18 protein-coding genes are annotated in these 16,229 nt (G+C 59.6%); 10 read left to right on the forward strand and 8 right to left on the reverse strand.

Annotation, left to right across the window (positions count from 1 at the left end):
* Window positions 1-65: 65 nt before the first annotated feature.
* From O1Y97_RS14340 to O1Y97_RS14355, 4 genes are all read left to right on the forward strand, one after another.
* Window positions 66-440 carry an MltR family transcriptional regulator gene (locus O1Y97_RS14340; protein WP_318761460.1) on the forward strand — a complete coding sequence of 125 codons (375 nt, stop codon included), beginning with the start codon at window positions 66-68 and terminating at the stop codon, window positions 438-440.
* Window positions 441-639: 199 nt separating this feature from the next.
* Window positions 640-1,581: a GHMP family kinase ATP-binding protein gene (locus O1Y97_RS14345; protein WP_318761461.1), complete on the forward strand. Its 942-nt coding sequence runs from the start codon at window positions 640-642 to the stop codon at window positions 1,579-1,581.
* The gene (locus O1Y97_RS14350; protein ID WP_318761462.1) at window positions 1,571-2,746 is read left to right on the forward strand and encodes a PLP-dependent cysteine synthase family protein; all 1,176 of its coding nucleotides are present in this window, start codon (window positions 1,571-1,573) and stop codon (window positions 2,744-2,746) included. Before O1Y97_RS14345 ends, O1Y97_RS14350 begins: the two co-directional genes overlap by 11 nt.
* Before the next feature lie 96 nt (window positions 2,747-2,842).
* Entirely contained in the window at window positions 2,843-3,073 is a 231-nt protein-coding gene (locus O1Y97_RS14355; protein ID WP_318761463.1) for a helix-turn-helix domain-containing protein, read from the forward strand.
* A 139-nt stretch (window positions 3,074-3,212) separates the two neighbouring features.
* Here the strand turns inward: O1Y97_RS14355 and O1Y97_RS14360 are convergent, their stop codons facing one another.
* Complete coding sequence (locus O1Y97_RS14360; protein WP_318761464.1) at window positions 3,213-4,484, reverse strand: threonine synthase; 1,272 nt, start codon at window positions 4,482-4,484, stop codon at window positions 3,213-3,215.
* 232 nt (window positions 4,485-4,716) lie between these two features.
* Here O1Y97_RS14360 and O1Y97_RS14365 point away from each other — a divergent pair, with 232 nt between their 5' ends.
* From O1Y97_RS14365 to O1Y97_RS14380, 4 genes are all read left to right on the forward strand, one after another.
* A complete protein-coding gene (locus O1Y97_RS14365; RefSeq protein WP_318761465.1) occupies window positions 4,717-4,947 on the forward strand; it encodes a helix-turn-helix domain-containing protein in 231 nt (76 codons plus the stop codon).
* 162 nt (window positions 4,948-5,109) lie between these two features.
* Window positions 5,110-5,838, forward strand: coding sequence for a helix-turn-helix transcriptional regulator (locus tag O1Y97_RS14370; RefSeq protein ID WP_318761466.1), 729 nt, complete (start codon window positions 5,110-5,112; stop codon window positions 5,836-5,838).
* A 64-nt stretch (window positions 5,839-5,902) separates the two neighbouring features.
* A complete protein-coding gene (locus O1Y97_RS14375; RefSeq protein ID WP_318761467.1) occupies window positions 5,903-6,520 on the forward strand; it encodes an acyl-homoserine-lactone synthase in 618 nt (205 codons plus the stop codon).
* A 66-nt stretch (window positions 6,521-6,586) separates the two neighbouring features.
* On the forward strand, window positions 6,587-7,102 hold the full coding sequence (locus O1Y97_RS14380) for a GNAT family N-acetyltransferase (RefSeq protein WP_318761468.1): 516 nt from the start codon (window positions 6,587-6,589) through the stop codon (window positions 7,100-7,102).
* A gap of 94 nt (window positions 7,103-7,196) precedes the next feature.
* Here O1Y97_RS14380 and O1Y97_RS14385 read toward each other — a convergent pair whose 3' ends face one another.
* Window positions 7,197-7,523 carry a DUF736 domain-containing protein gene (locus O1Y97_RS14385; protein WP_318761469.1) on the reverse strand — a complete coding sequence of 109 codons (327 nt, stop codon included), beginning with the start codon at window positions 7,521-7,523 and terminating at the stop codon, window positions 7,197-7,199.
* Window positions 7,524-8,170: 647 nt separating this feature from the next.
* Here O1Y97_RS14385 and O1Y97_RS14390 point away from each other — a divergent pair.
* On the forward strand, window positions 8,171-8,362 hold the full coding sequence (locus O1Y97_RS14390) for a hypothetical protein (protein WP_318761470.1): 192 nt from the start codon (window positions 8,171-8,173) through the stop codon (window positions 8,360-8,362).
* A 138-nt stretch (window positions 8,363-8,500) separates the two neighbouring features.
* Here O1Y97_RS14390 and O1Y97_RS14395 read toward each other — a convergent pair whose 3' ends face one another.
* The 6 genes from O1Y97_RS14395 to O1Y97_RS14420 form a co-directional block, all read right to left on the reverse strand.
* The gene (locus O1Y97_RS14395) at window positions 8,501-9,409 is read right to left on the reverse strand and encodes a DUF2493 domain-containing protein (protein WP_318764216.1); all 909 of its coding nucleotides are present in this window, start codon (window positions 9,407-9,409) and stop codon (window positions 8,501-8,503) included.
* Window positions 9,410-9,731: 322 nt separating this feature from the next.
* Entirely contained in the window at window positions 9,732-10,790 is a 1,059-nt protein-coding gene (locus tag O1Y97_RS14400; protein ID WP_318761471.1) for a DUF7146 domain-containing protein, read from the reverse strand.
* A gap of 63 nt (window positions 10,791-10,853) precedes the next feature.
* Window positions 10,854-12,968, reverse strand: a complete 2,115-nt coding sequence (locus tag O1Y97_RS14405) for a ParB/RepB/Spo0J family partition protein (protein ID WP_318761472.1) — start codon at window positions 12,966-12,968, stop codon at window positions 10,854-10,856.
* 172 nt (window positions 12,969-13,140) lie between these two features.
* A complete protein-coding gene (locus O1Y97_RS14410; RefSeq protein ID WP_318761473.1) occupies window positions 13,141-14,334 on the reverse strand; it encodes a DUF932 domain-containing protein in 1,194 nt (397 codons plus the stop codon).
* Between the two features lie 460 nt (window positions 14,335-14,794).
* Window positions 14,795-15,253 carry a MucR family transcriptional regulator gene (locus tag O1Y97_RS14415; RefSeq protein ID WP_318761474.1) on the reverse strand — a complete coding sequence of 153 codons (459 nt, stop codon included), beginning with the start codon at window positions 15,251-15,253 and terminating at the stop codon, window positions 14,795-14,797.
* Window positions 15,254-15,341: 88 nt separating this feature from the next.
* Window positions 15,342-15,797 carry a hypothetical protein gene (locus O1Y97_RS14420; RefSeq protein ID WP_318761475.1) on the reverse strand — a complete coding sequence of 152 codons (456 nt, stop codon included), beginning with the start codon at window positions 15,795-15,797 and terminating at the stop codon, window positions 15,342-15,344.
* 42 nt (window positions 15,798-15,839) lie between these two features.
* Here O1Y97_RS14420 and O1Y97_RS14425 point away from each other — a divergent pair, with 42 nt between their 5' ends.
* Window positions 15,840-16,196, forward strand: a complete 357-nt coding sequence (locus O1Y97_RS14425; protein ID WP_318761476.1) for a hypothetical protein — start codon at window positions 15,840-15,842, stop codon at window positions 16,194-16,196.
* Window positions 16,197-16,229 lie beyond the last annotated feature (33 nt).

Consider the following 16,229-nt stretch of genomic DNA (forward strand, 5'->3'; position numbering starts at 1 on the left):
TCTTAGATGCCTGCCTGAAATCCATCTTGGAGAACCACTTTTTATAGGGCAGCACCAGCGAACGCATGCTGGGGCATACCGGCATTCTCGGTACGCTGAGCGCCCGAAGTGACCTTTGCTATGTGCTGGGGTTGATCTCAAAGGCTTGGTACAACGACCTGCGGAAGTTTGCTGAGATCCGAAATACGGTCGCACACCACCATCTCCAGCTCTCGTTCGATAACGAGGATATCGCCAAGCAATGCAACGAACTGTCGACCATTGAGCTAATCGGCACGGGCCCGGAGCAGATGACGCCACGCACCAGGTTCACGGTTTGCGTAGCAATGCTCGCGAATTGGCTTCTGATCACAGCTTTGCAGATCAAGCAAAAACTGAACGTTACATCACCGCGCGACCGAAGGCTCATCCGGTACAACACATCACCTCCACCGGAGTAAGGCCATTGTCATTTGGCAGTTTGCAAACCTTCAGTCCGCCAAGATTTACAGACGGTTGGCAGGAACAACAAACTTGACGTCAGGTATAAGCAGACGGGAAAGCGGCCGCCAGTGAGGTCAATACCTGTTTCCAGGTAGTGACGTGCCTAAACCTTAGACCCATCATTCGAACCGTACTAAGTCGTTCGGAGGTAGGTCCATGTCCGTTATCGCCAACGATCCAGGACGTACGATGCTGACCAAGCCGGCAACAGGTCACGCATTTGGCCATCACGGCGAGCTCCTTCAGGGCGTATTTGAGGACGAACGTGGGCGCTTGCACCGTGGCTTGGTAACCCTTCCAATTGATAGCCTCCGGTCCACTGCATGGATTGTGCTCGATGAGAGCGGCGATCTCGGCGTCGAGCCGCCCAGCCGGGAAAAGGCGTTACGTGCTGCGCAACTGGCGTTGGCGCATCTCGGGTATCCATCCCTTGGGGGACGTCTCAGGATCGAAAGCGATATTCCGGTTGGGCATGGCTATGGCTCGTCCACGGCCGATGTCATTGCTTCAGTGCGAGCGGTGGCGGCTGCCTTGGGCGCGAGGTTGCTGCCTTCGACGAGCAGTCGGTTGGCGGTCGCCGCTGAAGTCGCTTCAGATGCAATCGCGTTTGAAGCTGAGGCGTTGCTGTTCGCGCAGCGGGAAGGGGTGGTGCTCGAGCACTTCGGCGGGTCGTTGCCGCCGTTTGTCCTCGTAGGTTTCAAGGGAGACACCAGCGCTGGGATCGATACGCTCGAACTGGTTCCGGCACGGTACAGCCGCGAGGAAATCCAGCTCTTCCGCGTTCTTCGAGGAATGGTCGCACGTTCTGTGCGCAACCAGGATGCGCACCTGCTTGGCCAAGCGGCGACAATGAGCGCCCGTATCAGCCAGCGGCACCTCCCCAAGCCATATTTCGATGTCGTCGTCGATATCGCAGCTCACTATCAAGCTTACGGGATCCAGGTGGCGCATAGCGGATCCCTTTTCGGGCTTATGCTCAGTGCCCAATCAGCGCGTCGCGAGAGTCTTCATACAATCATCGCTGCATTGGGGGACCGCGGATTCCAGGACATCGGCATCTTCCCAATCAATGCGGAGGAGGCCGCACATGTCCTGTGACGTCGACTATTTCAGGGCGCTGGAAACGCCGCGTCTTGCGCGGCTTGGCCCAAACGTCGTTGCGGCGGCGTTCCCCTTGATGAAGCTGATGCCAGCTCGCTTCATCCTCGATCAGGCCGAGAAGTCGGGAGAGCTGAAGGCCGGCGCACACATCGTCGAGACAACCTCGGGCACGTTCGGCATGGCCGTAGCCCTTCTAGCCGCAGCGCGTGGGTTCCGGCTCACATTGGTGACCGCCGCGACCCTAATCGATCAGACGTATCAGGAAAGGCTGGAACGATTGGGCGCGAAGGTGGTCGCACTTGCGGACGAGCGGGGCGATGGGAACCAGACAGGCAGATTGGCACATCTCAGGGCGGTCATGGAGAATGAGCCGGATACTTTTTGGACGCGCCAGTACGACAGTCCGGGCAACTGGCAATCCTATGCCCGCCTTGCCGAACTGTTCGTTCGTTCGATGGGCCAGGTTGATTGGCTTGTCGGTTGCATTGGCACTGGCGGCTCGCTGTGCGGGACCGGTACTTTCCTGCGCCAGGTTTATCCGCATCTGAAGATTGCCGCTGTCGACACGCATCGCAGCGTGTTGTTCGGGCAACCCCTGGGCAAGCGAATGCTGCGCGGGCTAGGCAACAGTGTCATCCCGGCAAATGTCCGGCATCAGCTGGTCGACGAAGTACACTGGGTTGGTGCCTATCCCGCCTATCATTCCGCCCATTCGCTCTTTCGCAACCAGGGGATCTTCATGGGCCCGACGAGTGGAGCTGCCGCTCTCGTCGGCCGATGGATCGGCCGAACCAATCCGGATTCAGTCGTCGCGGTCATCATGCCCGACGAAGGACATCGTCATGCCAACACGGTCTATGACGACAAATGGTTGGCTGCACTCCCAGGTTGGCCATGTCCTCCCGTTCGCGAACCCGAAACCCTTGTTACAATCGAGCCGCGTGACGAATGGGAATGGACGAGGTTCGAGTGGTCGAGGAGATTGCTGGACGAAGTTCCGCGGCCAGGACAAGCTAAAACAACGCAACCGAAAGCCCAGTCTCAGGTCGTGTCCTGCTCGGCAGAAGCTGTTCCACTTAGCCACTGCCATCCAGCTTCCCCGCCAACAACTGGATCTTGGTGGCTGTCTTATTGGACGGAACATTGGCTTAGCGGCAGTTGAGCTGCCCAGACGCCATATCTCGTGACTGCTGGGGATTGTTGCCGGCGAACTATTTGTTGCCATCCCCGCTCAATGTACGTTCGGCAAATTCCCGCGATGAACCTTCGTAATGCATTTGGTGTGAACCTGCAGCGACTGCGTCGTAAACGCGGGTTGTCGCAAGAGCAGCTGGCTCACCTTGCCGGTTGCGCTCGGGCCTATCTCAGCGGGGCTGAAGCTGGGCGCCGCAATGCAACTCTCGACATGGTGGAGGCGCTGGCGACGGTGCTGGAGGTAAAACCTGCTGACCTGCTGAAGGATCCGGAAGCGGGCCGGCAAACGAGATAGTTGTCGGGCGGCTGTCACGATCGAACATCGTGCGGAATGGAACGGACGCGGTTCGACTGGTCCAGGAGATTGCTGGACGACATTTTGCCACCAACACTTCGGTGCGGCTGAACATCTGTAGTCGGAAGTCTATCAAGTCTCAGGCAGCAGCCGGTTCTGCGCCGTGTCTCCCGGTTGCCCACTGCCACGCGGCCTCGACACTCTCAAATGGAGCTTGGGTGGCGGCCGGATTGGCTGAAATGTCGAGGTCCTTGAGACCGGTGGCAGTCACAACTGCCACCACCCGATCCCCCGGAGCTATGATCTGCCGATCGCGCAAATCCTGGATTGCGACCAGAGGCGCGACCGAAGCCAGTTCCACGAAGAGACCTTCTCTGGCAGCCAGCGTCTTTTGCATGCGGATGAGCTTCTCGTTGGATACGCAGACAGCATGACCCCCGGTGTCACGTAGCGCCTTCACCGCCTGGTATGTGCTGCGCGTCGTGCCGATCGATAGAGCAATTGTTTCGAAAGAAGGTTCCTGTTCCTCGATGCGGTCAAAGCCATTCTCGAGGGCTTTTGAAAGCGAGCCATGCACTTCAGCGGCAACCAGCCTTGGTACTCGTTCGATCTTGCCCCTGCTGCGCAGGTCGTGGAAGCCGGCCGCTACTCCTGCGAGGGCGTCCCCATAGCACACTGGAAGCACACACCAGTCAGGCAGATACCCGTCCGCCTGCTCCGCAATCTCATAGGCGATCGTTTTGTAACCTTCGATGCCAAGCGGGTGACTGCCGACGACCGGGTGCTGATAGGGGGAGGTGACAAACCAGCCGAGACGATCGGCAGCCCGCTCAAGAAGTTTCCACCTGTCGCTCTTGTGGGCCATCGGGATCACGGAAGCCCCATAGGCATGAATCTGCGACAACATCGGGCCAGCGGATCCGGCAAATGTCGCGACAACACAGCCGAGCCCAGACCTGGCTGCGTAGGCCGCCAGCGATGCGCCGGCATTGCCTGATGACGCCGTCGCCAGCACCTTTGCCCCTTGACCGCGCGCCATCGACACCGCGACTGTGGAAAATCGATCCTTGTGTGACCCTGTCGGATTGCGCCCCTCATCCTTGATGAAGAGCTGAGGGACGCCCAAAGCTTCCCCAAGTCGCTCTGCTGGCAGCAGTGGGGTCAAACCTTCTCCCAAGGACACCACCGGGCCGCTCGGGCGCGGCAGAAATGATCCGTAACGCCAAAGGGAATTGCGGAGAACGCTCCCCACGTCATGGTCGTCAACCGCATCGGCGCCGCGCGAATAGATCGGTTGGAGGTTTGCCGGGGCTTGTTCAACGCACCTGGGACATCCTCTGGAATCTATCCTGATGTCGCTTGCATGTTCGGAGCCACATCGGATGCAGCTGTATCCGGAAATAGTCGCCATGTGGTCGAAAGCTCCGTCTACGCAATAATTGGTCTGTCGGGTGGCATGATTGGAGGAAAGGCGTTCCGAACGCTGCTTGTAGCATCAGGCTGTTAGCGACTATCCGGACGCCCCCCGGTCCTCATCTCTGGTCTGGATCCCGCAGCCGATCAAACAGCATATACCGCGCGTGTCAACGAAAATGTGCACTATAGTGCGTTGCATTATAGTGCACATTTGGCAAATTCACGCGATGAACCTTCGCAAGATATTCGGTCTGAATCTGCAGCGGCTGCGCCGGGAACGGCGGTTGTCGCAAGAGCAATTGGCTCACCTCGCCGGTTGCGCCCGTGCCTACCTAAGTGGCGCTGAAGCCGGCCGCCGCAATGCGACACTTGATATGGTGGAGGCATTGGCAAGGGTGCTGGAGGTAGAACCGGCGGAGCTTCTGATGGATCCGGGGCCGGAAGGGAAATCGAGATAGGACCCTTGGTTGAGCCGATCACTTGCCCGGTGTCCTTGAAGGTGCCGACGGAATGCAGCCTATAGTTAGCAATCTGCTTGCAAAACGCTGAATTGGCCTGACGAGGTTGAACTGCCCTGTCATCATCGGCGCTGGCATTACCCAGCGTTGGGAGGGTGTTTCATGAACCTCAAGGTGTTCGCAAGCCTTACTGGCGCGCTCGCCAGAATTGACGCCGCGATTAATCCGGCGGAGGTTTTGGAAGAACTTCTCAACATCTTGCGACCGTTCGGATTTCGTCATCTGCTTATTACGGGGCTGCCGTCACCGCAGGTTGGGCCCTGGCAGCGCGAAATCCTCTATGACGGCTGGCCGGTTGAGTGGCTTGAGCATTACCTTGCCAGCGAGCATTTTTCTCAAGATCCGTGCGCCTCACGCAGCCGTTTGGTCGGGCAGCCCTTTATCTGGCGTGACCTGACGTCCAATGAGATGACCACTGGACAATTGCGTGTCATGGGCGAGGCCGCAGAGTTCGGACTGAGGGACGGCTTTTGTGTTCCTGTCCATGAGCCTCGACGCGCTCCTTCGGTCGTGACGGCGGCTGGCGAACGTATCGAACTTTTGCCTGAGGATGTCCCAATCCTTGAAACGGTTTGCGTCCATGCCTACAGGGCGTTGCGCCGGCTGAATGGCGGAGGTGGGCAATCCCCTCAGATCAATCTGACTGATCGAGAGCGACAAGTGCTGACATGGATAGCGGCCGGCAAGGTGGCTGAAGACGTGGCCTGCATCTTGGGAATTTCGAGATTTACTGTCGAACGACATTTGAGCAATGTCAGAGAGAAGTGCGACGCCGTGAATACGATCCAGGCGGCTATGGAAGCCGTGCGGCGCGGAGAAATCTCTCCCTGACAATACCAGAAAACCAGTATGGCCAAGCTTGGACAGGCAAGGTACGCGTCATCTGGTGAGCGTCATGTTCAAGCTTCATATCGTCGATTGGTCGAACCGCCAGGCGTATCAGGATCATCTCGAACGCTATTTTCGCATTCGATATGAAATCTACGTCTCGGGCCGAAAATGGCAGCAAATCGACAGGCCGGTTCCATTGGAGATCGACGCGTTCGATACCAGGGACACAATCTATCTGCTTGGAATAGACGACGCTGGAAACCTTGTCGGCGGGTCGCGCCTGGTGCCGACGACGAAACCGCATCTGCTTTCGTATGTTTTCCCAATGCTTGTCAGAGGCGCACCGCCGAGAGATGCCGATCTCTATGAATGGACGCGATTCTTCATCGTGCCGTCCTTGCGAATGACGGGTAGATCGTCACAACCGGCCGGTGTCGTATTGTGCGGGCTTCTCGAAGCGTGCCTGAGGTTAGGAATAGGCAAGCTGAGCGTCGTGTGTGAGGACTTCTGGCCTGCACGGTTGGAGCAGCTTGGCTGGTCGGTTACCCGCCTTGGTGAGGTCCTTGATCATCCTGACGGCAGGATAGTCGCTCTTCTCATCCAGATCAGCGCCGACGCGTTGCAGTCCACACGCCTTTCCTACGGTCTTGGCGACGGCAGCGTGCTGGTAAGGGCCGAATAGAATGCGTGCAAGCCCCAAAACGGCGCTGCGACCACATCAGCGAAGCAGCCCTGTTGGTGCGTGCGCATGAAGATCACACTCAAACTGCTCCGGTTTGATGAGATTGCGTCGGTGGATGGCATCGAACTGGACGAACACGACGAAGAGGTCGCCGGCGGCAGCATGGCGACGATCTTCGAGAGGCTAAGCGGGCGGCTGGAACTAAGTTCGTGCCATCCTTTCCTCGTCACAGTGGAACGCACGACAGTGGGTTTCCTAATGCTGCGTGAGGGGCAAGCGTTGCCGTCCTGGGCCAACCCGGATGAAATCAGCCTGCACAACTTCCGCATCAGCCGTCAGGCACAGGGCAGGGGAATTGGCACCGCAGCTCTGGCACTCGCCGCGGTTTGGATCGCTGTTCATCGTCCAGGAAGCTCCGCCTTGACGCTGAGCGTGAACGAGGAAAATTTCAGCGCGCTCCGACTTTACCGCCGCTTTGGTTTTGAGACTTCTGGTCATGTCGTGGGGCGATTAGGGACGGAACTCGTCTTGTCCTGTGATGTGTCCGAGCTTTTGAGGAAGTATGTTGCTGATCGGTATTAGCCGAGAAGTACCTGTTTTCCCCGGGGCAGGCATGTCGCCATTGTCTGTCGAGGAAAGGGACCCGCCCGGATTGTCCGGGCGGGTCCTGCTGGGCTTACTCGCCGTTGCGGCGGCTCGGGCGTGACCAGATCAGGCTGTAGCCGTCACCGTCCTCGTCGTTGAAGAGGTTAGCGAAGATCGGGGCGTTGAAGCTCGGGTCATCGAGCTTGAGGCCGAGATAGTCGCGACCCTCGTTGGAGCACTTGGCCCATGCGGCGCCGATTTCGGCTCGACCGACGAAAACCCGGTGGCTGGGAGCGTTGTCGCCAGAGGCGCGGGTTTCGGGGACGATGCGGACGCTGCGTGCCTGGACGCTGAAGGTGACGATTTCGCCGGTGAATTCGTTATTGCCGGACTTCTTGAAGGTGCCGATGGTTGCCATGGTAGTTCTCCGATCCTGTCTGTTTCGAGCCCGCACCATTGCGGTCTCGATGGTGATCGACAGGCCGCAGGCGATAGCCGGCGCACCCACGGGCCGAAGCGTCAGCGGAGGATGGCGCTGGCGCGACTTTGTTGTCGCGCGAGGAATGGCCGCGTAGCGCCAGGGGAAGAAAGTCGTAACAAGCCATTGCGTTGAAGGCGATCGAGGCGTAGCCGGTCTTCGGCCAGATACATCCATCGAAGAGGCCGCTTCGGTGCGCTCGCTGGCGGACGGATCTCGGGGGAACCAATGGGCTACCTCGCTGCATCCTGACCGCATTCCGGCAATGCGAGCCATTGTCATATCGTCCACTACCCGGCGGCCGTCAGCCATGCTTTCACATCGCTGTTGCGTCCGCTGCTTCGCGATGTCTTTCAGTCATGGCGATCGTCGGCTCATCTGCTGACGTCGCTGATTTGGCCAAGCAGTTTGGGAAGCCACACCTTCCTTGGTCCCTCACTGCGCGCCCGCGCTCTTTGCGATCCCAACTTCCAATCTTAAACGCCGAAGCGTCGTGGGCCCATGTTATGTTCTGTCAGCAGTGCCCTTCGACGGCAATTAGGCCTGCCGTAGCCGCGCCCCGCGTTTACGGACGGGAGGAAGTCGCAATGATTGACGACCCAGACGAAAACCAGAAAATGGACATATTCAGACAGATCGCACAGGACGCAACCTACACCGCGCACACCCTCGCCGAGCGATATGGCTTGTCCGACGGCCAAGCACGATCACTCATCAAGATCCATGGCCCGTCTCGTGAAAAACTGGATAGGATCATTGCAGCGCAACCGTTTCCATAATCATTGGTCAGTTCCCATTGAACCCTTAAGACTACGCTCAGGCGATCGACGCTGACAATTCTGTCCAACGCCGACTGGACACCTTCTTGTTTCCTCCTAGGGCTCGGTCGTGCGGTTCCGATGTAGGGAATGCGGCGCTTACGCGCCGCCGTATTTCATGACGGGGATACCGAGCTTGCGCGCCTTATCGGCAAGGTTGTCCTGGATTCCGGTACCTGGAAAATGAATGACGCCGATCGGCATCGTGTCGAGCAGGGTATCGTTGCGCTTGAAAGGCGCGGCCTTACCGTGCTTGTTCCACTCTGGCTTGAAGGCGATCTGCGGAACCTTGCGATTGTCGGCCCACTTGGCGGCAATCAGTTCGGCACCCTTGGGGCTTCCACCATGCAGCAGCACCATATCGGGGTGCTTGGCGTGGACCTGATCGAGCTTGGCCCAGATGATATGATGGTCGTTGAAGTCGAGACCGCCGGTGAAGGCGACCTTTGGGCCGGCCGGCAGAAGAACCTGGCTCTCCGCACGTTGCTTCGCAGCCAGGAAATCTCGGCTGTCGATCAGTGCTGCGGTGAGATTGCGATGGTTGACCATCGAGCCGGTGCGCGGTCGCCAGATTGAGTGGGTGTGGCGTTGGAAATGTTCGGCGCCCTGGTCGCGCATCAGCTCGAAGGCGTTCCGGCGTTCAAGAAGAGACTGTCCTTGTGTCGTCAGGCGTTCCAGTTCGACGGATTTCACCTCTGAACCGTCCTGTTCGCGCTGGAGGCGCTGTTGCGCGAGTTCGTTATTGTCGAGTTCGCGTTCGATCCGGTCGGTGGCACGATGGAAGAGGTTGACCGTCCCCCAGAGCAGTTCCTCGAGGTCAGGCTCAAGGCGGGTGTCGGAGAGCGCTACCACGAGCGCGTCGAAGATATCGGCGATACTGCTGGCGACAATGTTGCCTTCGGGGAGGGGGCGCGGATCGGGTTCATCCTCGAAGGGGCGATAGCCGTAGAGCTGGAGTTCCTGGAAGGCGTGGTGCGGTTCGAATACGGTCTCGTGTTCATCGGTCATGGGGGTACTCCTTCGGCTCGTGGCCGCATCCATCGCGGCCTTCATGGCGACGATGGCGGCAGGCGCGTCCGGACTTGCATCCGGCGCGTTAGCGCCGGACCGGAACGGAGTGGAGGATGGCGAAGGCCGGCGATTTTGTTCGCGATGGAAACCCCCGCAGGGGCGCCGGAAAATCGTCGGCCGTAGCCATTGCCGGTGCCGGCGGCCTGACGCCCGATCGCCCTCCGGAAGGCCGTAGGTTGTGGCCTCTTCGCACGAGGGTCCCAATATCATCGGCGGACGCGGACGATACAGTCCTGCCACGCTTGAGTCCTCTTACCGGTCAGGCCGCCCGCGATATGAAGCGAGCGACGTCTTGCGGGGCGATTTGCAGGCGCAATCTTGCCACCAACTCGTCGAGACCTAGCAGCCTGAGATCCTCGTTGAAGTCCCCGAAGCTCGGCGTGAGGACGACGGTCTCGATGCCGGCTGCGTCGGCACGCTCGATCAGGGTAACAGCCGCCCCGTCGCCCGCCGGATCGTTGTCACGCGCGACGTAGAGTCGCCGCAGCGTTTCGGGAAACAAGATAGCTGAGAGGTGTGTAGCAGAGAGGGCTGCTATGCCCGGCAATGAAGGCAGCGCAGAGCGGACGGACAATATCGTCTCGATGCCTTCGCCAGCTGCCATCATGTCGCCGCCCGCGCCGAAGCGGACGGCATGACCGAGGAGCTCGCCCATGGCTCGCCGGGGCGTATTGATCGGCGCCCGGCCGAGATTGGCTTGGGTGAAGCCACCGGGATCGAGCCAGGTGCGATGTACGCCTGTGAGTTTGCCGCCAAGGTCGGTGACAGCAGCGATCATCGCCGGCCAGGTTTCCATCGAGGTGTGCTCATCCGCTCGATAGTAGCAATGTGGATGAAAGCGCAGTGCGTCCGTGTCGGGCGGAGCGGTGATGCCGCGTCCCCGCAAATATGTTTCGACGAGCGTCCGCTCAATGGGCTGTGCCATCCCAAAGAGCCGCCGCGCTGCTTCTGGCGAGACTGCCGGTGCGGACGCTGGTTGACTGCCTCGCCTGCCCGACCTGGCTGCTGGTTGCGGCATGGCCAGGAAGGCTCTCGCTTCCTCGGCAACGTCCTTGAACTCGATGAGACCGCGACACTCGCGGATCACGTCGAGGAGATCACCATGTTCACCGGTAGCTGCGTCGGTCCATTTTCCTGCCGCGCCCTTGCCGGTTTGCGGTCCCTTGAGCCGCACAAACATCGAGCGGCCAGGCGTGTTGCGCGCATCGCCGACGAGCCAGTAGTGGCCCTCGCGGTGGCCGCTGGAAAGATAGTGGCGGCAGACTGCCTCGGCCTGGTTTGCCAGTCGTCTGACCAGATCACGTGGTGCCGTTGCCATGACAGACGTTTCCAAAGAGTTGGCCTGCCGTCGCCGGCAGGCCAGTCAGGGAGCGGGAGTGGTTCATTCGGCCGCTAATGTATGGCGAAGGTTTTCGGCTTCAGTTTCAGGGATCTCACGATCTTCGCCCAGTTCCATTTCGCAGCCGTTTTCCGCCTTTTGTGCGACGTCCGATTCTGCGACAGGCAAGCGCAGCGGTTCGGGCAGCCAGCCGCTCGCGGCGAGCAGGCCTTCAGCCTCCCTAGCCATCTCGCTTTTCTTGAGGTGGTCGATCAGGGTCGCGGCGTGGTCGCCGGCCCCCTCGCGGACTGCCGCGAGGATGCGCGTCTTGGTCACGCGGCCGAGATAGTTGTCGACGGTCGGCCGCCAACCTGCATCGGCGACCATATCGAAGCCTGTAGCGTGCGCGAGCCTGTCTGCCTGGGCGAGGCGGTAGTCGAGGCCGTGCTGTGAGAGGCCAGGGCCACCGTAACGATCGACACGTTCGCACACTGCGTTCACGCCGTAGCTGATACAATGAGCGAGAAGTGCCATGCGGCTGGGCTCGTCGAGCGCTACTATCCAGTCCCAGATGGCATTCTCGTCCTTCGGCAGATCCGCCTTCCATGCGTCGTAGCGTTCAGCGATCGCCTTCGCCGATCGGGTGTTCTTTAGGTCCATCCCTTGGATAGCATAATGATGCTGGCGAACGGTGACCTCCAGACAGCCGGCTGCGGCGGAGGGGTGATAGCGCTCCATTACCAGGCGGTGCAGGAGCGCAGTCATGGCGACATGAGGATTATTTGCCAGAGCATCCTGAAGTGCCAGGGTGCGGTGGGCAGTGAGCTCGGCGATCAACCGTTCCGGCAGTGGCTTGATGACACCATCTTCGTCGTCCTCGGCCTCCACGAGGTTGCCGCCGATGGCGGCGCGTGAAACCGCGCTGCCGGGGTCGCCGGGGTTGTTGCCATCCATCTCCGCCTCGACGCCTTCATCGTCCTCGGCGAACGGCGCGTCGTCTTCGGGCTTTACATAGCCGCGTTCGATCAGGAGTGAGCCATCGCTGTCGACGCTGACGAAGACGCCTGCGCGCGCGATCTCAGATTGATCAAAGCGGACCGGGGGGTATTTGAAAGCAGCGATCGCCGCCTCCACTTCACCAAGGCGTTGGTCGACGTCGTCGGGCAGTTCGTCTGCGTACTCATGCTCGGATTGGACCTTATCGAGCTCGGTATGCAACGTATCGAGGGTCGCCTGCTCCTCTTGGGTCAGTTCGACCAGCGTTCCTTCCAATTGGCGCAGACCATTGGTCGAGCCATAGGGGAAGCTGACAGCGACTTCGATCCACTTCCATCCTTCGTTGGTGATTTCGTCGACGAGGCCCCGGAGCTTCTCGGCGACGAGACGCTCGAGCAAGGGAACGTCTTGAAGCCAGCCGCCGTCGTCACTTTGGAAGAGGTCGCGCAAAACGATGCCGCCGGCGGCCGCATAGGCATCGAGGCCAACGAAAACAGCGCGCTTGTCAGAGGCGCGGACGGTATTTTCGGTAAGCATGCGCCGGATCTGGTACGGCTCCTTCGACCAGTTACCGCGCACCGCCTCCCAGACTTGCTCCTGGCGAGCGTGGTTGTCGTTGACACAAAAGGCTTCGAGCTGGGCGAGCGTCATGCCGTCCTCGGCATAGATGTCGAGCAGGGCAGGCGATACAGAAGCGAGCTTCAGTCGCTGCTTGACGACACTGACAGAGATGAAGAAGGCCGAGGCAATCTCGTCTTCGCCCATGCCCTTCAATCGCATGTTGTGGAAGGCCCGGAACTGGTCGAGGGCGTGCAAGGGCGCGCGTTCGATGTTTTCTGCGAGTGAGACTTCCTCCGCGAGGATGTCGCCAGTTGCACTTCCCAGAATGCAGGGAACGGGCACGGTCTTGGCGAGGCGCTTCTGCTTCACGAGCATTTCGAGAGCACGATAGCGGCGTCCGCCGGCCGGTACCTCGAACATGCCGGTTTCGTAGCCGTCGGCATCGAGCACAGGACGGGCGTGGATGCTCTGGATCAATCCGCGGCGGGCGATTGAGGCGGCGAGATCGTCTATCGAGACGCCGGCCTTGATGCGACGGACATTGGTCTGGGCGAGGACGAGCTTATTAAAGGGGATGTCGCGCGAGGATGACAGAATGATCTTCTGAGCGGTATTTGCCATGATTTTTCACTCCACGACGGACGCCAAGAGCCTCTCTCTCGATCTTCAAATCCGTCATGAAGCAAGCGCCGCCCTCTTCCTCTTGAGGGCAGCGCAATGACATTGGTGAACCGGCGAGGCACGAAGGCGCAAGGCCGGAGGCATGACGATCAGGGATCGTCGGCACGGCCAATCAGCTTGCTCGTTCAAGCAGCATCTTGGCTTTGCCTTCCATATCGAGGCGGACGTCCTGATGCGTCTTGTCGCGTGCGACCGCAGTGATGCCCTGCACGAAGTCGAAGATACTCTCGGGCGGTCGGCCTTCCTCGCTGAGCACGGTGTCGATGATCTTCGTCGTTTGGGCTTTGGAGAAACCGCGCCGGCGCAGAAATTCGGTGCGATCCTCGTCGTTGCGCGCAACGATGCGCTCGCGCGACGCCTTGATGCCATTGATGAAGGGCATCGGCGAGGAGTTGGCGAAATTGAGAAGCGCTGGCGCGGCCTCGTGAGCGAAGCGTGAGGCGGCGTATTTCGAGTGGCGGATTGTAATCTCCTCGAAATCCTCGATACCCCAGAGGTTTCGGTTTTGGCACACGGCACGAAGATAAAAGCTCGCCATGCCGAGGGTTTTCGCGCCGACTTCGGAGTTCCAGCAATAGAAGCCCCGGAAATAGAGATCGGGCGAGCCGTCGGGCAGCTTGCCTGCTTCGATGGGATTAAGATCGTCGACCAAGAAGATGAAGACGTCACGGTCCGAGGCGTAAAGCGTCGTCGTTTCCTTCGTGATATCGATACGGGGATTGTAGACACCGGTCGACCAGTCGGGCATGCCCGGCACCTTCCAGCGAGTGTCTCCAGTGCCGTTGCCGGCGATACGTTGCACGGCTTCGACCAACTCGTGGTCGTAGATACGTCCGTAGTCCGGTCCGGTGACAGCTCGCAATTCGACGCGACCGTCGTTTGTCTCGAAGGTCTTGATCTGCTCGGCGCGGTGCGTGTTGAGGCCGTATTGCAGATTGATGCCGGCCAGCGAGGCTGGCAGCTGGCGCAGATATGTGGCAGGCGCGCTGACGAGGCTTGCGAGTTGCCCGAAACTCCAGTGCGTAGGGGCAACGGGGGCTTCCGCGCCAGGGAGAATGAGCGTCAGGTGCTCTTGGTCGTTGCGGTTCGCCTCGACCTGGATTTGCTCGCTTTCGACGGTTCGGGTGCAGCTGTGCTTGGCCCGTGCTCGGACCATGCGGGCGAGTTCACTCAAAGAGAGGTAACGCTCATCGTCAGGCCGCGAAAACCATTCAGACGAGACACGGCCGATGCGTTCGCCGCGGGTAACATCCACTTTGTAGCCCTCACCGACCTGACGGGGGCCATCGAAAACCTGCATGTTCATGGCTCAAGTCTCCATGACGGGCGCCGGAAGTCTCTCTCCAGGCATTCAACCCGTCATGGCTAACCCGGCCACGCTCTCACTCTCAGCGTCGTTGCGAGGCGGGGGATGACAACAAATCGCGACTCCCGTGGCCCGGGTGTCGCCGTCATCAGAAATCTGGTGGATATGTTTGTTGGGCGGCGAGGATTTCTAGCCGTGAGTTCGAAGCCGAAGGCCATGTGGCGCATGTGGCCGTGAGTCTGCGTCGACATTGCCGCACCAAACCGACTACCGTAGCGCACAGGTCAGGCGACTGCGACCCTCGTCGCTGTCGATGCCGCGTTCCACCATACAAGGCCAAGCCGCATGCGGGCGCCGAAGTTTCGTTCGCTCTACCGAAAACCGCTCTGTCAGGAAGGCAGGTTCCACAACCCAGACTCCGGTCTCGTCTTTCTCGAGCCTCGTGTTGTTTTAGCGCGTCTTATGACTTCGACTTGCCAGATGTGCGCTTTGCTCGTTTCGCCACCGGCTTAGCTGCGGGCATGCGACCAAGGCCAAATTTCTTCGCTAGCTCCGAGCGTCTTGCGGAATAGCCGGGAGCTACCATCGGGTAGTCGGAGGGTAGCGACCACTTGGCACGATATTCGTCAGGGGTCAGCCCCATCATGCCGAGATGCCGCTTAAGGGTCTGGTACCGTTTTCCGTCTTCCAGGCTAATGATGTAGTCGGTTGTGATGGTTTTCTTGATGGGCATCCGAGGTGTTAGCGTTGCTTGCTCCGGTGCGGTTGGCGTCCCGAGCCCGCTGACGCTGGAGTGGATCTGGGCAATCAATCCCGGAAGTTCTGCTATCGGCACCGGATTATTCGAAACATAGGCCGCCACAATGTCGGCAGTGAGTTCGATGAGGTGATCAGTCGGCTTCGCCAATAGTTCAGGCATACATATTTCTCCACGTTCAAGACTAATGGGGCGTATTCGCTTCAACGGCTGAGACTGCGATAGCGCTTATGGCATCGTTATCGCCAAATTATGCGATTGACACACGTTCGCCTGGCGAAATGCCGTGGTGCTCACTGTATTGAGCGGAGCATGGCCAATTGCTGCTCAATTTGGGATCTATCCCGAATAGCATACTGACGATCCTTAACCGTGGTTTCTGCCATTTCCTTGCTGGGCTCTTGCGTCCAGTCCCCTGATCGATCTGATCAATGAGATCGTTTCGGATTTTGATTTGGTCTTCGAGCCACTGGATTGAAGGGTTCACTTTCCTCATTCCCCCTTCAATGTTGCATATTGCGTCCAGCATCATGGACATGAGCTTGTAGCGCGCCTTCCGTTGCAACGCGTCATGCGGCTCCGCCGCCAGCAATTCGTCAATCGACAGTCGAAAGCGCCGATCGAACGCGACGTCGTTGCTCCAGCACAAAACGAGCGTACGCGAAGATGCGGCGCTGATGCGTGACGCGACTTTGATTTCGATCAAGGACAGCTCCTGGGATAGCCTTATGGTAAGAGCATGGTTTGGTTGTGCGATGAACTCCGAGTTCTGGCGACAGCGCTGATCTTCAGTCTGGCGTTGGCGCTCGGCTTCGGCTCTGCGGCGGTTGCCGCATTGCCCGGCACATCCGTCGAACTGCACCATTTGGCCAGTGTCCACCCCGCATCGATCGCGCACGACGCCTACAAGCAAGAGTCGTGCGATGACCGGCTCGCCGATTGCTGTTCAAGCGTGGCGCATTGCAGCGGCACTGCCTTCGTAGCGCCGGCTGATGCCCCCGGCTTTACCGGTTCCGCGCACCGGACCTGGACTTTAGCACGCGCGCAATGCCTCCACGGGATCGATCCGCTCGTCAACCGCCATCCGCCCCGCGCCCTCGGCTGATATAAGCGACCTTGGCGGTCGCGGGCGTTTCGC

It is taken from the genome of Aminobacter niigataensis, from assembly GCF_946995915.1.
Classification (GTDB): domain Bacteria; phylum Pseudomonadota; class Alphaproteobacteria; order Rhizobiales; family Rhizobiaceae; genus Aminobacter; species Aminobacter niigataensis.

Excerpts from the sequence above, each read along its gene's own strand:
- O1Y97_RS14410 (WP_318761473.1), bottom strand. The coding sequence starts at position 14,334 with ATGAACATGCAGGTTTTCGATGGCCCCCGTCAGGTCGGTGAGGGCTAC.
- O1Y97_RS14340 (WP_318761460.1), top strand. The coding sequence starts at position 66 with ATGCTGGGGCATACCGGCATTCTCGGTACGCTGAGCGCCCGAAGTGAC.
- O1Y97_RS14365 (WP_318761465.1), top strand. The coding sequence starts at position 4,717 with ATGAACCTTCGCAAGATATTCGGTCTGAATCTGCAGCGGCTGCGCCGG.
- O1Y97_RS14395 (WP_318764216.1), bottom strand. The coding sequence starts at position 9,409 with ATGACCGATGAACACGAGACCGTATTCGAACCGCACCACGCCTTCCAG.
- O1Y97_RS14360 (WP_318761464.1), bottom strand. The coding sequence starts at position 4,484 with ATGGCGACTATTTCCGGATACAGCTGCATCCGATGTGGCTCCGAACAT.
- O1Y97_RS14390 (WP_318761470.1), top strand. The coding sequence starts at position 8,171 with ATGATTGACGACCCAGACGAAAACCAGAAAATGGACATATTCAGACAG.
- O1Y97_RS14355 (WP_318761463.1), top strand. The coding sequence starts at position 2,843 with ATGAACCTTCGTAATGCATTTGGTGTGAACCTGCAGCGACTGCGTCGT.
- O1Y97_RS14345 (WP_318761461.1), top strand. The coding sequence starts at position 640 with ATGTCCGTTATCGCCAACGATCCAGGACGTACGATGCTGACCAAGCCG.
- O1Y97_RS14405 (WP_318761472.1), bottom strand. The coding sequence starts at position 12,968 with ATGGCAAATACCGCTCAGAAGATCATTCTGTCATCCTCGCGCGACATC.
- O1Y97_RS14375 (WP_318761467.1), top strand. The coding sequence starts at position 5,903 with ATGTTCAAGCTTCATATCGTCGATTGGTCGAACCGCCAGGCGTATCAG.
- O1Y97_RS14415 (WP_318761474.1), bottom strand. The coding sequence starts at position 15,253 with ATGCCTGAACTATTGGCGAAGCCGACTGATCACCTCATCGAACTCACT.
- O1Y97_RS14380 (WP_318761468.1), top strand. The coding sequence starts at position 6,587 with ATGAAGATCACACTCAAACTGCTCCGGTTTGATGAGATTGCGTCGGTG.
- O1Y97_RS14350 (WP_318761462.1), top strand. The coding sequence starts at position 1,571 with ATGTCCTGTGACGTCGACTATTTCAGGGCGCTGGAAACGCCGCGTCTT.
- O1Y97_RS14370 (WP_318761466.1), top strand. The coding sequence starts at position 5,110 with ATGAACCTCAAGGTGTTCGCAAGCCTTACTGGCGCGCTCGCCAGAATT.
- O1Y97_RS14400 (WP_318761471.1), bottom strand. The coding sequence starts at position 10,790 with ATGGCAACGGCACCACGTGATCTGGTCAGACGACTGGCAAACCAGGCC.
- O1Y97_RS14385 (WP_318761469.1), bottom strand. The coding sequence starts at position 7,523 with ATGGCAACCATCGGCACCTTCAAGAAGTCCGGCAATAACGAATTCACC.